This window comes from Rouxiella sp. WC2420 (assembly GCF_041200025.1).
Taxonomy (GTDB): domain Bacteria; phylum Pseudomonadota; class Gammaproteobacteria; order Enterobacterales; family Enterobacteriaceae; genus Rouxiella.
The window spans coordinates 4,895,325-4,909,403 of sequence record NZ_CP165628.1; the positions used below are offsets into that span (position 1 = coordinate 4,895,325).

Below are 14,079 nucleotides of genomic sequence, written 5' to 3' on the forward strand. Positions count from 1 at the left end.
TATTTAAGGCAATTGCGATAATACTCAGAAGAATTAACAAACCTGAGTAATAAAAAATATCACATCGTTAAAAAACATTTTTATTAAGAGGCCGGGATGAAAGAACCAGAAGAATATATTCTCACCCGATTTACTCAATGTGATTATTTCACAGCGGGCAAGTTTTATCCGGTATGGGCCAAATTTGGTTTTGTCTGTCGCATTATCGACGATGACGGCGTGCCAAGACTCGTTGTTGCTCCAGGACGCGGCGTTTGCGCACATCTTGGTACCGATGGTGAGTGGCAACCGGTCAAGGCATTGAATATAAAACCTCTCCCTCGAGATTAGTGAGGATATTTATGAACGCTTTTGATAAATACATGAATGAAATAGTCACCACCGAAATGGGCGCTATTACTTTACGCCGACAGCTTTACTCAATCCCCAGAATTCGTTTTGCCAAAGAAGATTTTGAAGCTGGATATAATGTCGGTTATGAACGCGCACTGCAGAAATGTGGCCATTCCCGACAATCCTTAGATAAACTGATCGCAAAATAATTACCCTGTAAACTTTGAGGACGATAAGTAACTGAGGCGTAGCGCTCGGCGATCGCCAAGAAGCGTGATAAAATCGTGTTTCTATTTATGCAGAGACGTCGCGATGAACTCAACCAATACGGAAACTCTCCTCACTCAAGCCGAGCACTTATGCCAGCAACGTAGCGTTCGGCTTACCCCGCAGCGGCTTGAGGTATTGCGTCTGATGACCGAGCAACCGGGTGCAATCAGCGCGTATGACCTCCTCGACCTTCTGCGCAAAACTGAGCCGCAGGCTAAGCCGCCGACCGTTTATCGCGCGCTGGACTTCTTGCTTGAGCAAGGTTTTATCCATCGCGTTGAGTCTGCTAACAGCTATGTGCTTTGCCATCATTTCGAAGAACCTAGTCATACCTCGGCGCTGTTTATCTGCGATCGCTGCGGTCTGGTGACAGAAAAAACCACCGACGGCATTGAAGAACGACTCGCCAAACTGGCAAAGGATTCTGGATTCGCCCTGCGTCATTCCGTGGTTGAAGCCCATGGACTTTGTGCTGAATGCGCGGTTGTTGAGTCTTGTGAAAGTCATGACCATTGCGAACACGATCATAGCATTGCGGTGAAAAAGCGTTAAAGCTTCTACTCTATAAGTGTTAAGACTTTTTAGAGGGATTTATGGACAAACTATTTAATGCCAGCTGCCATTGCGGTGCCGTAAAATTCAGCGTAAAGCTCACCGACGGCTTCAACACCATCAGGCGTTGTAACTGCTCACTATGCCGAATGCGCGGTGCAGTCGCGGTTTCGGCCCAGTTAGGCGATATCACCTTTCTCGGCGGTGAAGATAAACTCACCGAATATCGCTTTAACACCCAAACGGCTAAACACTTCTTTTGCTCGGTTTGCGGTATTTATACCCATCACCAACGTCGTTCCAATCCGTCGCAATACGGCATCAACGTGGCGTGTTTTGAAGGGGTCTCACCTTTCGATTTTCCTGAAGTTCCTGTAATGAATGGCACGACGCATCCTACCGATACCAAGGCTGGGGCATTGATTGCAGGTTATCTGCGTTATAGCGAGTCGGATTAGTGCAGCGACAAAATCAGGCATGCGCAATGAGTCGATTTACAAAGGAATGAAGGTAATTCGATGAAGGTTTGCGAAATGTTTAGATATAAATGAATTAATTGGGTACATCCTTGTACCCTGCATCCTGAAAAGCGCCTTGGGTAGGAGCAGCTTTAATTCTCAGGATGCAGATTCAGAGATATCAGCACTTACCAGTGGTATTTGTTATCTGATTCCCAGGACTTAAGTTCCTTTTCAGCCTGATCTTTCTGATATCCGTATCTTTCCTGAATCTTCCCTACAAGCTGATCGCGTTTACCTTCGACCACGGTCAGGTCATCGTCGGTCAACTTACCCCATTTCTCTTTGATTTTACCTTTGAACTGCTTCCAGTTACCGTCTGCTTGGTCCTTATTCATAATAAACTCTCCTGTTAAGCTTAGGTTTTACTGCATTAGATAAATGCTTATCAACATAACTAATTGTAGTCGATGGTTTCGACCATGCAGGATATTTTAGGGGATAAAGCCATAACTAGGATTAATCTAAAGCATTTAAAACCAGCTATCGTGCTTCTAAAGGGGCCACTAGCTTCAACGCCGAATCGAGATGCACTAAGAGTTAGTTAAAGAGTTGGTTAAATCGATGAGTATCAATTGTCTTCTGGAACAAGCCGGTAATCACCAGCATCATTCCTTTTTTTATAGACCTGTTGAGCTTTTGTATAAGTTATTTTATTTAAATCTGGCCATTTATCATTATATAATTCAACCCCAAAATCCTTCCACGCGGTTTCATTATCACACCTGCCAGCCATGAAATAGACAAAATCTATGGCCTCATCCAGAGTCTCCGCATTCCGGGCACCAGGATTTTTCTTAAATTCCGCTTCGCTAATCCGAAGATCTGCTGCCTTACTCATCTTATCTATTAAGCTTTTTGCGGCTGTCGGAGTAAAATGTTTGTGTTGTTTATTGATAACTTGTTTCGTCCACTCATATATATCTGAATTTAGATTCTGCCCGCAATAAATTTGACCGTCCTCACACCCCTTCATGTAAGCTGTTAAAAAAATGTAAAAATTACTTTTCAAGCCACCTTGATTGACAAGGTTTTCAGGAGGAGTTTTGAAACCTTTAGAATTATTTGAAATTTGCCCTTTCTCTGTAAGATTTCCATCCTCTACCAGCAGTCCGTAAAATTCTTGTAATTTTACGGACGTATCAGCAAGTCTTTTATCATTCAGAGTCTTACTCCCCCCTTGCCCTGCAATAACAATATCGACAAGGCTATTTACCATAGTATTAATGTTATTTTTTTTAATAGCTTGCTTAGAAAAAGCTGGATTTTTGGATTTTTTAAATAATGATTGAAAAGGCATACAATCTTCTCCGTGAAATTTTCTATCCGTTTAGTTTAGAACTCAATACTATTTCTGAATAGGTGGAAGCCTAACCTGAATATGTTAAACAAAGCTGTAAAAGACCACGTTACGGGAATAGCTTCTCCCACTCAAAGCGTGACGATAATTTGGAGAATTCAATTGGTAATACCAGCACCCATAGCGCTTTGTCGAAGATACTTAAAAGTCATTTAAGCTAACATTCACGACGGCGGCTGAGAGAAAATCTTGCCTACCAAGTAAGCTATGAGAGGAATAAAGCGTAAAACGCAGGAGAAATAGGGAGTAGCGTGCGTGCGTGAGAGAGATATAGAGATACAGAGATACAGAGATACAGAGATACAGAGATACAGAGATACAGAGATACAGAGATTACAGGATCACTTGAGCATGACGATACTAAGAGTATCGTCATGCTAATGGCGGACAGCCTGAGACCGGAATTGTTAAGACCAGTCGCCGTTGCGGATGACGCCGACGGCTAGACCCTCAATGCTGAAATTTTGTTGGCGCAAATCGACAATAATTGGTTCGAAATCGCTATTTTCTGGCAGAAGCTGCACCGTGTTACCCTGCCTTTTGAGACGTTTAACGGTAACTTCATCGTCAATGCGCGCGACAACAACCTGACCGTTGCGAGCTTCCTGCGTTTTATGAACCGCCAGAAGATCGCCATCAAGAATGCCAATATCACGCATCGACATACCGCTGACGCGCAGCAGGAAATCGGCGTTAGGTTTGAACATTGACGGATCAACCTGGTAATGGGCTTCGATATGCTGGGTTGCCAACAGAGGTTCACCGGCGGCAACGCGGCCAACTAGCGGCAGACCTTCCTCTTCTTCCATCAGCAAGCGAATGCCGCGAGAAGCACCTGAAACTATCTCAATCACCCCTTTACGCGCCAGAGCTTTCAAATGCTCTTCTGCTGCGTTAGGTGAGCGGAACCCCAGACGAGTGGCAATCTCTGCACGGGTTGGCGGCATACCGGTGGTGGAGATATGATCGCGAATAAGGTCATAGACCTCTTGTTGTCTGGCCGTTAGTGCTTTCATTCCGCCCCCTGGTTGTTTATACAGTCTAGCTGTGAGTATATACAGGTAATGGTGGAATGAAAACCAAAGAGTGAACAAAAAGCGACATTGAAATACTTATAAATTATAACCATCGCGGCAGCAGGATTACCGCCCAGGTAAAGATTGCAAAACCGATGGCGATAAACACCGCTGCAGAACCCATATCTTTGGCGCGACCGGAAAGCTCATGGATGTCTGGACCGATGCGATCGATGGCAGCTTCAACGGCGCTGTTCAATAATTCGACAAGAATCACCAGAACCAGCGTTCCGACCATTAAAATACGCTCGACGCTACTCACATCAAGGTAAAATGACAGTAAGATAGCAGGGACCACAACGAGAGCTTCCTCTCGAAAAGCGGCTTCATTCTTCCATGCCGCTTTTAATCCTTTTAAAGAATAGCCCGCTGCCTTATATATACGGGTGAATCCAGTGACCTGATTTGGCATTATATTTTACGTCTTAAGTTTGTTTATAGGCATTTTAGCCTGATTTCGTTGTTCTATCACCACAGATCTCATACCAGCTTTCTGGTATCCTTGCGGCGACTTGCTAACAAGAGGCTTTACGTTTTTTTATGTCAGGATGGCGTAGACTTTATTATACCTTGCTGAATTTACCGCTTTCTTTGCTGGTAAGAAGCAAGGTCGTTCCTACAGATCCGGTGACGGAGTTGCGTTTAGATCCAACTCGTCCAATTCTGTACGTTTTGCCTTACAACTCTAAGGCCGATCTTCTCACTCTGCGAACCCAGTGCCTGGCGCAGAATCTTCCCGACCCGCTAATTCCCCTTGAAATCGATGGCGTGCATCTGCCAAGCCACGTTTTCGTCAGCGAAGGTCCTCGCGTATTTTCCTATTATCATCCGAAACAGGAATCAGTAAAACTGTTCCACGATTACCTGGATCTGCATCGTAATAATCCAAATCTGGATATTCAGATGCTGCCAGTTTCGGTCATGTTTGGTCGCGCTCCGGGTCGTGAAGGTCAGGAAACGCCACATTTGCGCGTGTTGAACGGCGTGCAGAAATTCTTCGCGGTGTGGTGGCTGGGGCGTGACAGCTTTGTGCGCTTTTCCAATACCGTTTCTCTGCGTGATATGTCCATCCAGCATGGCACAGACAAGACGATAGCCCACAAATTGGCTCGCGTCGCGCGCATGCATTTTTCCCGTCAGCGACTGGCTGCAGTAGGTCCACGCCTGCCCGCTCGACAAGACTTGTTTAACAAGTTGCTGGCCTCGAAAGCCATCGAAAAAGCGGTGGAAGACGAAGCGCGCAGCAAGAAAATCTCTCATGACAAGGCACAACAGAATGCCATCGACTTGATGGAAGAGATTGCCGCCGACTTCAAATATGAAGCCGTTCGCCTGTCCGATCGCGTTCTGGGCTGGACCTGGAACCGCCTGTATAAAGGCATTAATGTACACAATGCCGAGCGCGTGCGTCAGTTGGCTCAAGATGGTCAGGAAATCGTTTATGTGCCCTGCCACCGTAGCCATATGGACTACCTGCTGCTGTCTTACGTGCTTTACCATCAAGGGCTGGTTCCTCCACATATTGCTGCGGGTATCAACCTGAACTTCTGGCCAGCCGGTCCTATCTTTCGCCGTCTTGGGGCGTTCTTTATTCGCCGCACCTTTAAAGGCAATAAACTTTACTCCACGGTATTTCGCGAATATCTCGGTGAACTGTTCAGTCGCGGTTACTCGGTAGAATACTTTGTCGAAGGCGGGCGTTCGCGTACTGGCCGGTTGCTGGAACCAAAAACCGGCACTCTCGCCATGACTATTCAGGCCATGCTGCGCGGCGGTTCACGCCCTATCACTCTGGTACCGATTTATATCGGTTACGAACACGTGATGGAGGTAGGCACCTATGCCAAAGAGCTGCGCGGGGCAACGAAAGAGAAAGAAAGCTTCCTGCAGATGATCAATGGTTTGCGCAAACTTCGCAACCTGGGTCAAGGCTACGTAAACTTTGGCGAGCCGCTGCACCTGACGCCTTATTTGAATAAAAAGGTCCCTCAGTGGCGCGACTCGATTGACCCTATCGAGGCACACCGTCCAAGCTGGCTAACGCCAACCGTGCAAGACATCGCCGACAAAATCATGGTACGCATCAACAATGCTGCGGCAGCCAACGCCATGAACCTGTGCTCAACCGCGTTGCTGGCTTCGCGTCAGCGCTCACTGACTCGCGAGCAACTGATTGAGCAGCTCAATTGTTATCTGCAACTGTTGCGCAATGCGCCGTACACTGCTGACTCGACGGTGCCTGACCTGACCGCTGACCAGCTGCTGGATCACGCCCTGAACATGAACAAGTTCCAGGTCGAGAAGGACAATATTGGCGATATCATCATTCTGCCGCGCGATCAGGCAGTGCTGATGACCTATTACCGCAATAATATTCATCATTTGCTGGTCATGCCTTCGCTGCTCGCCAGCATCGTGTTGCATCATAATACGGTGAGCAAGACTGAGGTGCTGCGTCAGGTCGAGCTTATCTATCCAATGATTAAAGCCGAACTGTTTATGCATTACAGCAAAGAACAGCTTCCGGCGTTGCTTGAAGTGTTGAGTGCCGAGCTGGTGCGTCAGGAGCTTATTCTGATCGACGGCGATCAATTGATGTTGAATCCGTTACGCAGCCGCCCTCTCCAGCTGCTGGCTGCGGGCGTGCGCGAAACTTTGCAACGCTTCGCAATCACCCTTTCGCTACTCAGCAACAACCCGAGCATTAGTCGCGGCGCGCTGGAAAAAGAAAGTCGGATTATGGCGCAGCGTTTGTCCGTGCTGCACGGTATCAACGCGCCGGAATTCTTTGATAAAGCAGTGTTTACTACACTGGTAGGCACATTGCGCGATGAAGGTTATATCAATGATATTGGTGATGCTATCCCGGAGCATACCTTCGAGATTTACACCATCCTCAGAGATCTGATTACGCCAGACATTCGTTTGACTATCGAAAGCGCTGGCATGCCGTCCGAGCTGCCGCTGGCGACCGAACCCCCCGTCGAAGCCAAGATAGACGTCAGAGATACTGACCACTAATTACGGCTTTTTACGCTGAAATAAAAAACCCCGGCAAGCTCAACGTTTACCGGGGTTTTTCTTATGTAGCTGGAAGCTATGCGGCGCTCATCGTCAGACTAAGCAAGATACCGATAAACATCACCATGCCGACATAATTGTTATTACGAAAAGCCTGAAAACACTGGTCGCGCTCGCGTTTTGCAGTCATCTTTTGCTGATGGACAAACAGGCAGCCGGCTAATAACAGCGACCAGTAAAATGGCGCGCCAAGATGAGTCAAATGCCCTACCAGCGCCATCAATACCAGCGTAGCCAGCTGCAACAGCCCGATGATCAGGTTGTCATTGCGACCAAACAGAATGGCGGTAGACTTCACACCAATCTTGAGGTCGTCGTCGCGGTCAACCATTGCATACTGAGTATCGTAAGCCACGGTCCAGCAGAAATTTGCGATAAACAGCAACCAACAGCTCAGCGGCAGCGATTCGCTTACCGCCATAAATGCCATCGGAATAGCCCAGCCAAAAGCCGCACCGAGCACCACTTGCGGCAGGTTGCTAACACGTTTGACGAAAGGATAAACCCACGCCAGCGCCAGTCCAACGACTGAAAGCATAATAGTTTTGCCGTTTAGCAACAGCACCAGGCAGAACGAAGCCAGCACCAGCGCGCCAAACAACTTCTTGGCCTGTCCGCTGGTCACGGCGCCACTCGCCAGAGGGCGTGCAGCGGTTCGTTTGACATGACCGTCTACTTTTCTGTCGGCGTAATCATTGATAACGCAGCCCGCGGCGCGCATGAAGAAAACTCCCAACACGAACACAATCAGGATCTTGATGGGTGGCTTACCGTCGCTCGCCAACCACAGCGCCCACAGCGTCGGCCACATTAATAACAGTGAGCCAATCGGCTTATCTATTCTCATCAAACGGCAGTAGTCACGCCATTGTCCCTGCTTTGCAGTCTCTATCAACCTATTGTTCTCCCTTGATATAGTGTGATTACGCCTTGCCCGTTTCGGCTTTATTGGATGATTGATAAACGGGTGAAGCAGTTAAAAAGATTTCAGTGAGCAGCAGAGGCTTATCAGAAAGTCGCAGGCGTGAACGTCTGGCCCAGTGCTTTGCCTGCTGTCCAAGATGAATATAGTCACGGCTTAATTGATTTCCACTGAACAAATAACGCCCCAGCGGCAAGGTGCCAAGATCGACCAGTGCGTGATCGGGGCCGGTCAGTGTTTCTACCGGGATCACTGTTCGGCCCAGCAACCATGGAACCTCATCGCCAAACAGCACCACTTCGCGCAGCCAATAACGCTCGCTTGGCGGCAGCTGTGCAGCCTCTTCATCGCTGAGCTCTTCTCGGCTGATAAATCCCTCACGCTGCGGAGTCACACTGACTTTTGCACAGTGCTGCTCAAAACGACGGGTCATCGAGCCCATTTCCAGCAGCCAGTCTACAACCTCGGGAGGGACGTCAGAAGAGTATTCAAACCAATGAATAGCATCAGGAAAAGGAACAATTGACTCAGACATCGATACACTCCGAGTGGGTAGCAGGCTCTACCGAATAAAGGAAATCAGGAGGGTATTCTAGCGCAGATTACCCCGGCGGTAATCCCGCCGGGGAGAAGTTTTACTCGCGTTTCAGGCGTTCGCCGTTTGCAAGATAGAGGGTAACCACCAGCACCAGGATCGCCACGGTATAGAGCAGAGTGTCTACCGGGCTTTTATGGTCGACAATAATAAAGCGAATGATCGCGGTGATGCCGATGTAAACAAAGTAACGCAGCGGAAAGTGGTAACCCGAAGAAAAATACTTAACAATCAGGGCAATAAACTCGAAATACAGGAAGTAAATGACAATACCTTCAATCAGCATATAGGAAGAAGATTCGTCATTGTTAACGAACAATACCAGCGCCAGATGATAGGTTTCCCGGCCTAGAAAGAGCATCAGGATCGCCGCCAGCCCCAGTAAAAAAACGTTTAAGATTCGCTGCATAATAACTGCAACCATCGTTGACTTGTGTGACCCTGCCATGTGATGTACATCCCACTTTTAATGTTGAATGGCAGAAGAATACCACAGGGTTTAGGTCGGAAAAGGCAGATATTCGGAAGGTTACACAATTTTTTATTATGGGGTCTTTTGTATAGAAAAAGGGCCAACTGACAAGCAGTTAGCCCTTATTACTTCAAACGGTTACTTCGGCAAATGCAGCATTATTACCGATTGTCGTGCTTAACCGCGCCAGTTTTTGAAGCGATTGATCAAACCGTTGGTAGAACTGTCGTGTCCGCTAACCTTCTCATCGCTTTCCAGCTCCGGCAGGATACGGCTAGCCAGCTGCTTGCCTAATTCTACGCCCCATTGGTCAAAGGTGTAGATATTCAGGATAGCGCCCTGAGTGAAGATTTTGTGTTCATACAGCGCAATCAACGCACCCAGGCTGTACGGGGTAATTTCGCGCAGCAAAATGGAGTTGGTCGGGCGATTGCCCTCAAACACTTTGAAAGGTGCCACGTGTTTAACGTCTTCAGGCTTTTTACCCTGCGCCGCAAACTCTTCCTCTACAACTTCCAGCGATTTACCAAATGCCAGCGCTTCAGTTTGTGCGAAGAAGTTAGACAGCAGTTTGGCGTGGTGATCGCTTAACGGATTGTGGCTGATTGCCGGAGCAATGAAGTCCGCAGGTACAATTTTGGTGCCCTGATGAATCAGCTGATAAAACGCGTGCTGACCATTGGTGCCCGGCTCGCCCCAGATAATTGGACCTGTTTCATAAGTTACCGGGCTACCGTTACGGTCAACATATTTACCGTTGGACTCCATATTCCCCTGCTGGAAATAGGCCGCGAAACGGTGCATGAATTGATCGTATGGCAGAATCGCTTCAGTTTCAGTGCCGTAGAAATCGTTGTACCAGATGCCGATCAGCGCCAAAATAACCGGCAAGTTTTTCTCGGCCGGAGTTTCTGCGAAGTGTTTGTCCATCGCGTGTGCGCCGCTCAGCAGTTTTTCGAAGTTCTCGAAACCGACTGACAGGGCAATCGACAGACCAATAGCGGACCACAGAGAATAACGACCGCCGACCCAGTCCCAGAACTCGAACATGTTGTCGGTATCAATACCAAACTCGGAAACGGCTTTACCGTTGGTAGACAGCGCCGCAAAGTGTTTGGCAACGTGTTGGTCATCACCCGCTGTTTTCAGGAACCAGTCGCGCGCGCTGTGGGCGTTGGTCATGGTTTCTTGAGTAGTGAAGGTCTTGGACGCCACCAGGAACAGCGTGGTTTCAGGGTCCAGCGGTTTCAACGTTTCGGCAATGTGGGTGCCGTCAACGTTGGAAACGAAATGCATGTTCAGATGGTTTTTGTAAGGACGCAGCGCCTCGGTCACCATGAACGGGCCAAGGTCGGAGCCGCCGATACCAATGTTGACGACATCAGTGATTGGCTTGCCGGTGTAACCTTTCCAGCTTCCGCCGATCACGCGCTCGGTGAAGCCTTTAATTTTTGCCAGTACCGCATTGACTTCTGGCATGACGTCTTTGCCATCAACCACGATTGGCGTGTTGCTGCGGTTACGCAGTGCAACGTGCAATACAGCGCGGTCTTCGGTGCGGTTGATTTTTTCGCCCGAGAACATCGACTTGATAGCTTCTTGCAGCTCGGTTTCTTTGGCGAGCGCCTGTAGTTTGCTCAGGGTTTCTTCAGAGATGCGATTCTTGGAGAAGTCCACCAGGATTTGATCTTCAAAGGTGGCTGAAAACTTGGAGAAACGGTCGCTATCTTCTGCAAACAGTTGACTAATCGTTACATCTTTAACTTTATCGAAATGCTGCTGCAGGGATTGCCAGGCAGCGGTTTTAGTTGGATTGATATTTTTCATAGCAATGCTCTTAGGCTGAGAATGTAAGGTGACATCTTGACTATTTTTTAGCGCAACTGCCTTGATTGTATCTGGTATTTTAATAGATGAGATGCATTTATTGCGTTTCTTGCAATAGGCAGTAACAGTTGGCTTTGAAGCCTAATAGTCAAATACCGCAATGAATAATAGATGACAATGCTGCAAAATGTGAGAGAGATGGCTTCTGATCGTTGACAGATGACACAGAACCCGTTATTTCTAAGCGCCTAACTTATACGCGTCCGCGCGTATGGGCCAGAAGAGGCGCGTCGCCCAGGCAATGTATCGGAGGAACCGTATCCTGCGAAGGTGCATTATGGGGTGCGACGCCGAGGTCAGACACCCAACGGTTGGGAAAAGATCGACTACAGGGGCTGAATCCCCTGGGTTGTCACCGCTATAGCTCAAAGAGCTATTGGCATGGTGGGGCGCTTCTGGGTGTATCGTAGCATTTCTACGCCTGCTCCCGTTTCCCGCTCTACCCTTGTGCCAAGGAATATGCAATTAAAAAGGCCGTCTTAAGAAGGGCGACCCTGACACGAGGTTTCAAATGAATCAAGCAGCACCCCGCAACGCAGACTTGTCGCCACTGAGCAACACGGTCATCGCCAAATTTGGTGGTACTAGCGTGGCGGACTTCGAAGCCATGAACCGCAGCGCCGATGTGGTGCTATCCAATCCAGACGTCCGCGTCGTGGTCTTATCCGCTTCTGCCGGGGTGACTAACCTGCTGGTTGAGCTGGCCGAAGGCGTAGACAACGATCGTCGCGTATTCTTGCTGAGCGAAATTCGCCGCATTCAACACGCTATTATCGATTGTCTGGATCAGCCTGCGGTAATCCACGAAGAAATCGAACGTATGCTGGAAAATATCAGCATGCTTTCCGAGGCGGCAAGCCTGGCGACCTCAACCGCACTGACCGACGAGCTGGTCAGCCACGGTGAGATGATGTCCACCCTGCTGTTTGTTGAAATTCTGCGCCAGAGAAATGTTTCTGCCGAATGGTTCGACGTGCGTAAAATCATGCGCACCAATGACCGGTTTGGACGCGCCGAACCAGACACGCAGGTTCTGCTGGAACTGGCAACGCAACAACTTCTCCCTCGCCTGCAAGAAGCGCTGATTATTACTCAGGGCTTTATCGGTGCCGAGCCGAAGGGGCGCACAACAACTCTGGGCCGCGGCGGCAGCGATTACACTGCGGCTCTGCTGGGTGAAGCGTTGCACGCTTCTCGTGTCGATATCTGGACCGACGTACCAGGAATTTACACCACAGATCCGCGTCTGGTGCCGGGTGCAAAACGCATTGATCGCATTGCCTTTGAAGAAGCTGCTGAAATGGCCACCTTCGGCGCTAAAGTGCTGCATCCTGCGACTCTGCTGCCAGCGGTTCGCCGCGGCATTCCGGTATTCGTCGGTTCAAGCAAAGACCCGTCAGCTGGCGGTACGCTGGTTTGTGATACCACCGAGAACCCGCCACTGTTCCGCGCGCTGGCTCTGCGTCGCAAGCAAACGCTGCTGACCTTGCATAGCCTGAGCATGCTGCATTCACAGGGTTTTCTGGCTGAATTGTTTAACATTTTGGCTCGCCACAATATTTCCGTGGACTTGATCACAACTTCAGAAGTCAGTGTTGCGTTAACTTTAGATACCACCGGTTCCACATCTTCAGGCGATAGCCTGTTGACCACCTCTCTGCTGACCGAGCTTTCCTCACTCTGTCGCGTCGAGGTTGAAGAGAATCTTGCGCTGATCGCTATTATCGGCAACAAGCTTTCACAGGCCTGTGGCGTCGGTAAAGAAGTCTTTGGCGTTCTGGACCCGTTTAACATTCGGATGATTTGTTACGGCGCAAGCAGCTATAACCTGTGCTTCCTGGTTCCCGGCGATGACGCCAATCAAGTGGTTCAGAAACTACATCACAACCTATTCGAGCAGGACTAATCGATTTACGATTCCAGCGAGTAGTGTGAATAAGCCGGGTCGAAAGACCCGGTTTTTTTTAACTAAAAAAACACAACATCCATAATAAAACGATAAAATACAGAGGGTTTCCCTGCATGTTAGCTAAAATCACACGCCTGTTTCCATTATGGGCAGTTTTACTGGCGGTTGCCGCCTATTATACACCGACGACATTCACTCCTATCGGCCCACACGTCAGCACCCTGCTGATGCTGATTATGTTTGCGATGGGCGTAACACTGGAATTTGGCGATTTCAAACGCGTACTTTCCCGCCCTGCGCCAGTCGCGGCTGCCACGTTCTTGCATTACCTGGTGATGCCGCTAGCCGCGTGGTTATTGGCCAAACTGTTCCACATGCCTGACGATCTGGCTGCCGGGATGATTCTGGTTGGCAGCGTGGCCAGCGGAACTGCATCCAACGTGATGATTTATCTAGCCAAAGGCGACGTGGCGCTGTCCGTGACTATCTCTTCTGTTTCAACGTTGGTTGGCGTATTCGCCACGCCGTTGCTGACTCGCTTGTATGTTGACACTCATATCAAGGTCGACGTGGAAGGCATGCTGCTCAGTATCCTGCAGATTGTTGTGGTGCCGATCCTGGCCGGCCTGATTGTTCATCACCTGTTTACCAAAGTCGTCAAACGTATCGAGCCTGTTCTGCCGCTATTTTCCATGGTGTGCATTCTGGCCATCATCAGCGCGGTGATTGCCGGAAGCCAAAGTCTGATTGGTTCCGTGGGTCTGGTAGTGGTCATCGCGGTTATCATGCACAACGCCATCGGCCTGCTCAGCGGCTATTGGGGTGGCAAGTTGTTTGGCTTCGATGAAACGACCTGTCGCACCATCGCGCTTGAAGTCGGAATGCAGAACTCCGGCTTGGCCGCGACTCTGGGCAAACTGTACTTCTCCCCTTTGGCCGCATTGCCGGGTGCAATATTCTCCGTGTGGCACAACCTTTCAGGCTCCCTGCTTGCTGGTTACTGGTCGGGTCGTCCGGTGAAAAATGATGAAAAGAACGCGCATAAATAATCTCGCGTTAGAGCAATGAAAAAAGGGTCACGAGAATATCGTGACCCTTTTTGTT

15 protein-coding genes and 1 riboswitch are annotated in these 14,079 nt (G+C 49.0%); of the genes, 7 read left to right on the forward strand and 8 right to left on the reverse strand.

The features are described from left to right. Window positions 1-96 precede the first annotated feature (96 nt). The 4 genes from AB3G37_RS22550 to AB3G37_RS22565 all read left to right on the forward strand — a co-directional run bounded on the left by AB3G37_RS22550 (window position 97) and on the right by AB3G37_RS22565 (window position 1,613). Complete coding sequence (locus AB3G37_RS22550; RefSeq protein WP_009638609.1) at window positions 97-330, forward strand: hypothetical protein; 234 nt, start codon at window positions 97-99, stop codon at window positions 328-330. Between the two features lie 11 nt (window positions 331-341). Further along, on the forward strand, window positions 342-542 hold the full coding sequence (locus tag AB3G37_RS22555; RefSeq protein WP_369789147.1) for a hypothetical protein: 201 nt from the start codon (window positions 342-344) through the stop codon (window positions 540-542). 103 nt (window positions 543-645) lie between these two features. Beyond that, window positions 646-1,155 (forward strand): zinc uptake transcriptional repressor Zur, encoded by a 510-nt coding sequence (gene zur, locus AB3G37_RS22560; protein ID WP_009638607.1) that lies wholly within the window; start codon window positions 646-648, stop codon window positions 1,153-1,155. 41 nt (window positions 1,156-1,196) lie between these two features. Continuing rightward, window positions 1,197-1,613, forward strand: a complete 417-nt coding sequence (locus tag AB3G37_RS22565; protein ID WP_369789148.1) for a GFA family protein — start codon at window positions 1,197-1,199, stop codon at window positions 1,611-1,613. Window positions 1,614-1,801: 188 nt separating this feature from the next. Here the strand turns inward: AB3G37_RS22565 and AB3G37_RS22570 are convergent, their stop codons facing one another. From AB3G37_RS22570 to AB3G37_RS22585, 4 genes are all read right to left on the reverse strand, one after another. Next, complete coding sequence (locus tag AB3G37_RS22570) at window positions 1,802-2,011, reverse strand: CsbD family protein (RefSeq protein WP_369789149.1); 210 nt, start codon at window positions 2,009-2,011, stop codon at window positions 1,802-1,804. A 233-nt stretch (window positions 2,012-2,244) separates the two neighbouring features. Further along, window positions 2,245-2,973 carry a hypothetical protein gene (locus tag AB3G37_RS22575; protein WP_369789150.1) on the reverse strand — a complete coding sequence of 243 codons (729 nt, stop codon included), beginning with the start codon at window positions 2,971-2,973 and terminating at the stop codon, window positions 2,245-2,247. Window positions 2,974-3,440: 467 nt separating this feature from the next. Further along, window positions 3,441-4,049 (reverse strand): transcriptional repressor LexA, encoded by a 609-nt coding sequence (gene lexA, locus AB3G37_RS22580; RefSeq protein ID WP_369789151.1) that lies wholly within the window; start codon window positions 4,047-4,049, stop codon window positions 3,441-3,443. A 103-nt stretch (window positions 4,050-4,152) separates the two neighbouring features. After that, window positions 4,153-4,521: a diacylglycerol kinase gene (locus AB3G37_RS22585; RefSeq protein WP_369789152.1), complete on the reverse strand. Its 369-nt coding sequence runs from the start codon at window positions 4,519-4,521 to the stop codon at window positions 4,153-4,155. Window positions 4,522-4,649: 128 nt separating this feature from the next. Here AB3G37_RS22585 and plsB point away from each other — a divergent pair, with 128 nt between their 5' ends. Continuing rightward, on the forward strand, window positions 4,650-7,130 hold the full coding sequence (plsB, locus tag AB3G37_RS22590; protein WP_009638601.1) for a glycerol-3-phosphate 1-O-acyltransferase PlsB: 2,481 nt from the start codon (window positions 4,650-4,652) through the stop codon (window positions 7,128-7,130). Window positions 7,131-7,206: 76 nt separating this feature from the next. Here the strand turns inward: plsB and ubiA are convergent, their stop codons facing one another. The 4 genes from ubiA to pgi form a co-directional block, all read right to left on the reverse strand. Continuing rightward, a complete protein-coding gene (ubiA, locus tag AB3G37_RS22595; protein WP_369791016.1) occupies window positions 7,207-8,037 on the reverse strand; it encodes a 4-hydroxybenzoate octaprenyltransferase in 831 nt (276 codons plus the stop codon). Between the two features lie 76 nt (window positions 8,038-8,113). After that, the gene (gene ubiC, locus AB3G37_RS22600) at window positions 8,114-8,647 is read right to left on the reverse strand and encodes a chorismate lyase (protein WP_369789153.1); all 534 of its coding nucleotides are present in this window, start codon (window positions 8,645-8,647) and stop codon (window positions 8,114-8,116) included. A 100-nt stretch (window positions 8,648-8,747) separates the two neighbouring features. Further along, window positions 8,748-9,155, reverse strand: a complete 408-nt coding sequence (gene psiE, locus AB3G37_RS22605; protein WP_009638598.1) for a phosphate-starvation-inducible protein PsiE — start codon at window positions 9,153-9,155, stop codon at window positions 8,748-8,750. A gap of 201 nt (window positions 9,156-9,356) precedes the next feature. Beyond that, entirely contained in the window at window positions 9,357-11,006 is a 1,650-nt protein-coding gene (gene pgi, locus AB3G37_RS22610; protein ID WP_009638597.1) for a glucose-6-phosphate isomerase, read from the reverse strand. 272 nt (window positions 11,007-11,278) lie between these two features. Further along, window positions 11,279-11,469, forward strand: a riboswitch (Lysine riboswitch). A gap of 108 nt (window positions 11,470-11,577) precedes the next feature. Between pgi and lysC the strand changes: the two genes are divergently transcribed. Continuing rightward, window positions 11,578-12,972 (forward strand): lysine-sensitive aspartokinase 3, encoded by a 1,395-nt coding sequence (gene lysC, locus AB3G37_RS22615; RefSeq protein ID WP_009638596.1) that lies wholly within the window; start codon window positions 11,578-11,580, stop codon window positions 12,970-12,972. Window positions 12,973-13,088: 116 nt separating this feature from the next. Then, window positions 13,089-14,024, forward strand: coding sequence for a ketopantoate/pantoate/pantothenate transporter PanS (gene panS, locus AB3G37_RS22620; protein WP_009638595.1), 936 nt, complete (start codon window positions 13,089-13,091; stop codon window positions 14,022-14,024). The last annotated feature ends 55 nt before the right edge of the window (window positions 14,025-14,079 follow it).

Coding starts and splice junctions, on each gene's coding strand:
- AB3G37_RS22550 (WP_009638609.1), top strand. CDS start 97: ATGAAAGAACCAGAAGAATATATTCTCACCCGATTTACTCAATGTGAT.
- AB3G37_RS22555 (WP_369789147.1), top strand. CDS start 342: ATGAACGCTTTTGATAAATACATGAATGAAATAGTCACCACCGAAATG.
- zur (WP_009638607.1), top strand. CDS start 646: ATGAACTCAACCAATACGGAAACTCTCCTCACTCAAGCCGAGCACTTA.
- AB3G37_RS22565 (WP_369789148.1), top strand. CDS start 1,197: ATGGACAAACTATTTAATGCCAGCTGCCATTGCGGTGCCGTAAAATTC.
- AB3G37_RS22570 (WP_369789149.1), bottom strand. CDS start 2,011: ATGAATAAGGACCAAGCAGACGGTAACTGGAAGCAGTTCAAAGGTAAA.
- AB3G37_RS22575 (WP_369789150.1), bottom strand. CDS start 2,973: ATGCCTTTTCAATCATTATTTAAAAAATCCAAAAATCCAGCTTTTTCT.
- lexA (WP_369789151.1), bottom strand. CDS start 4,049: ATGAAAGCACTAACGGCCAGACAACAAGAGGTCTATGACCTTATTCGC.
- AB3G37_RS22585 (WP_369789152.1), bottom strand. CDS start 4,521: ATGCCAAATCAGGTCACTGGATTCACCCGTATATATAAGGCAGCGGGC.
- plsB (WP_009638601.1), top strand. CDS start 4,650: ATGTCAGGATGGCGTAGACTTTATTATACCTTGCTGAATTTACCGCTT.
- ubiA (WP_369791016.1), bottom strand. CDS start 8,037: ATGAGAATAGATAAGCCGATTGGCTCACTGTTATTAATGTGGCCGACG.
- ubiC (WP_369789153.1), bottom strand. CDS start 8,647: ATGTCTGAGTCAATTGTTCCTTTTCCTGATGCTATTCATTGGTTTGAA.
- psiE (WP_009638598.1), bottom strand. CDS start 9,155: ATGGCAGGGTCACACAAGTCAACGATGGTTGCAGTTATTATGCAGCGA.
- pgi (WP_009638597.1), bottom strand. CDS start 11,006: ATGAAAAATATCAATCCAACTAAAACCGCTGCCTGGCAATCCCTGCAG.
- lysC (WP_009638596.1), top strand. CDS start 11,578: ATGAATCAAGCAGCACCCCGCAACGCAGACTTGTCGCCACTGAGCAAC.
- panS (WP_009638595.1), top strand. CDS start 13,089: ATGTTAGCTAAAATCACACGCCTGTTTCCATTATGGGCAGTTTTACTG.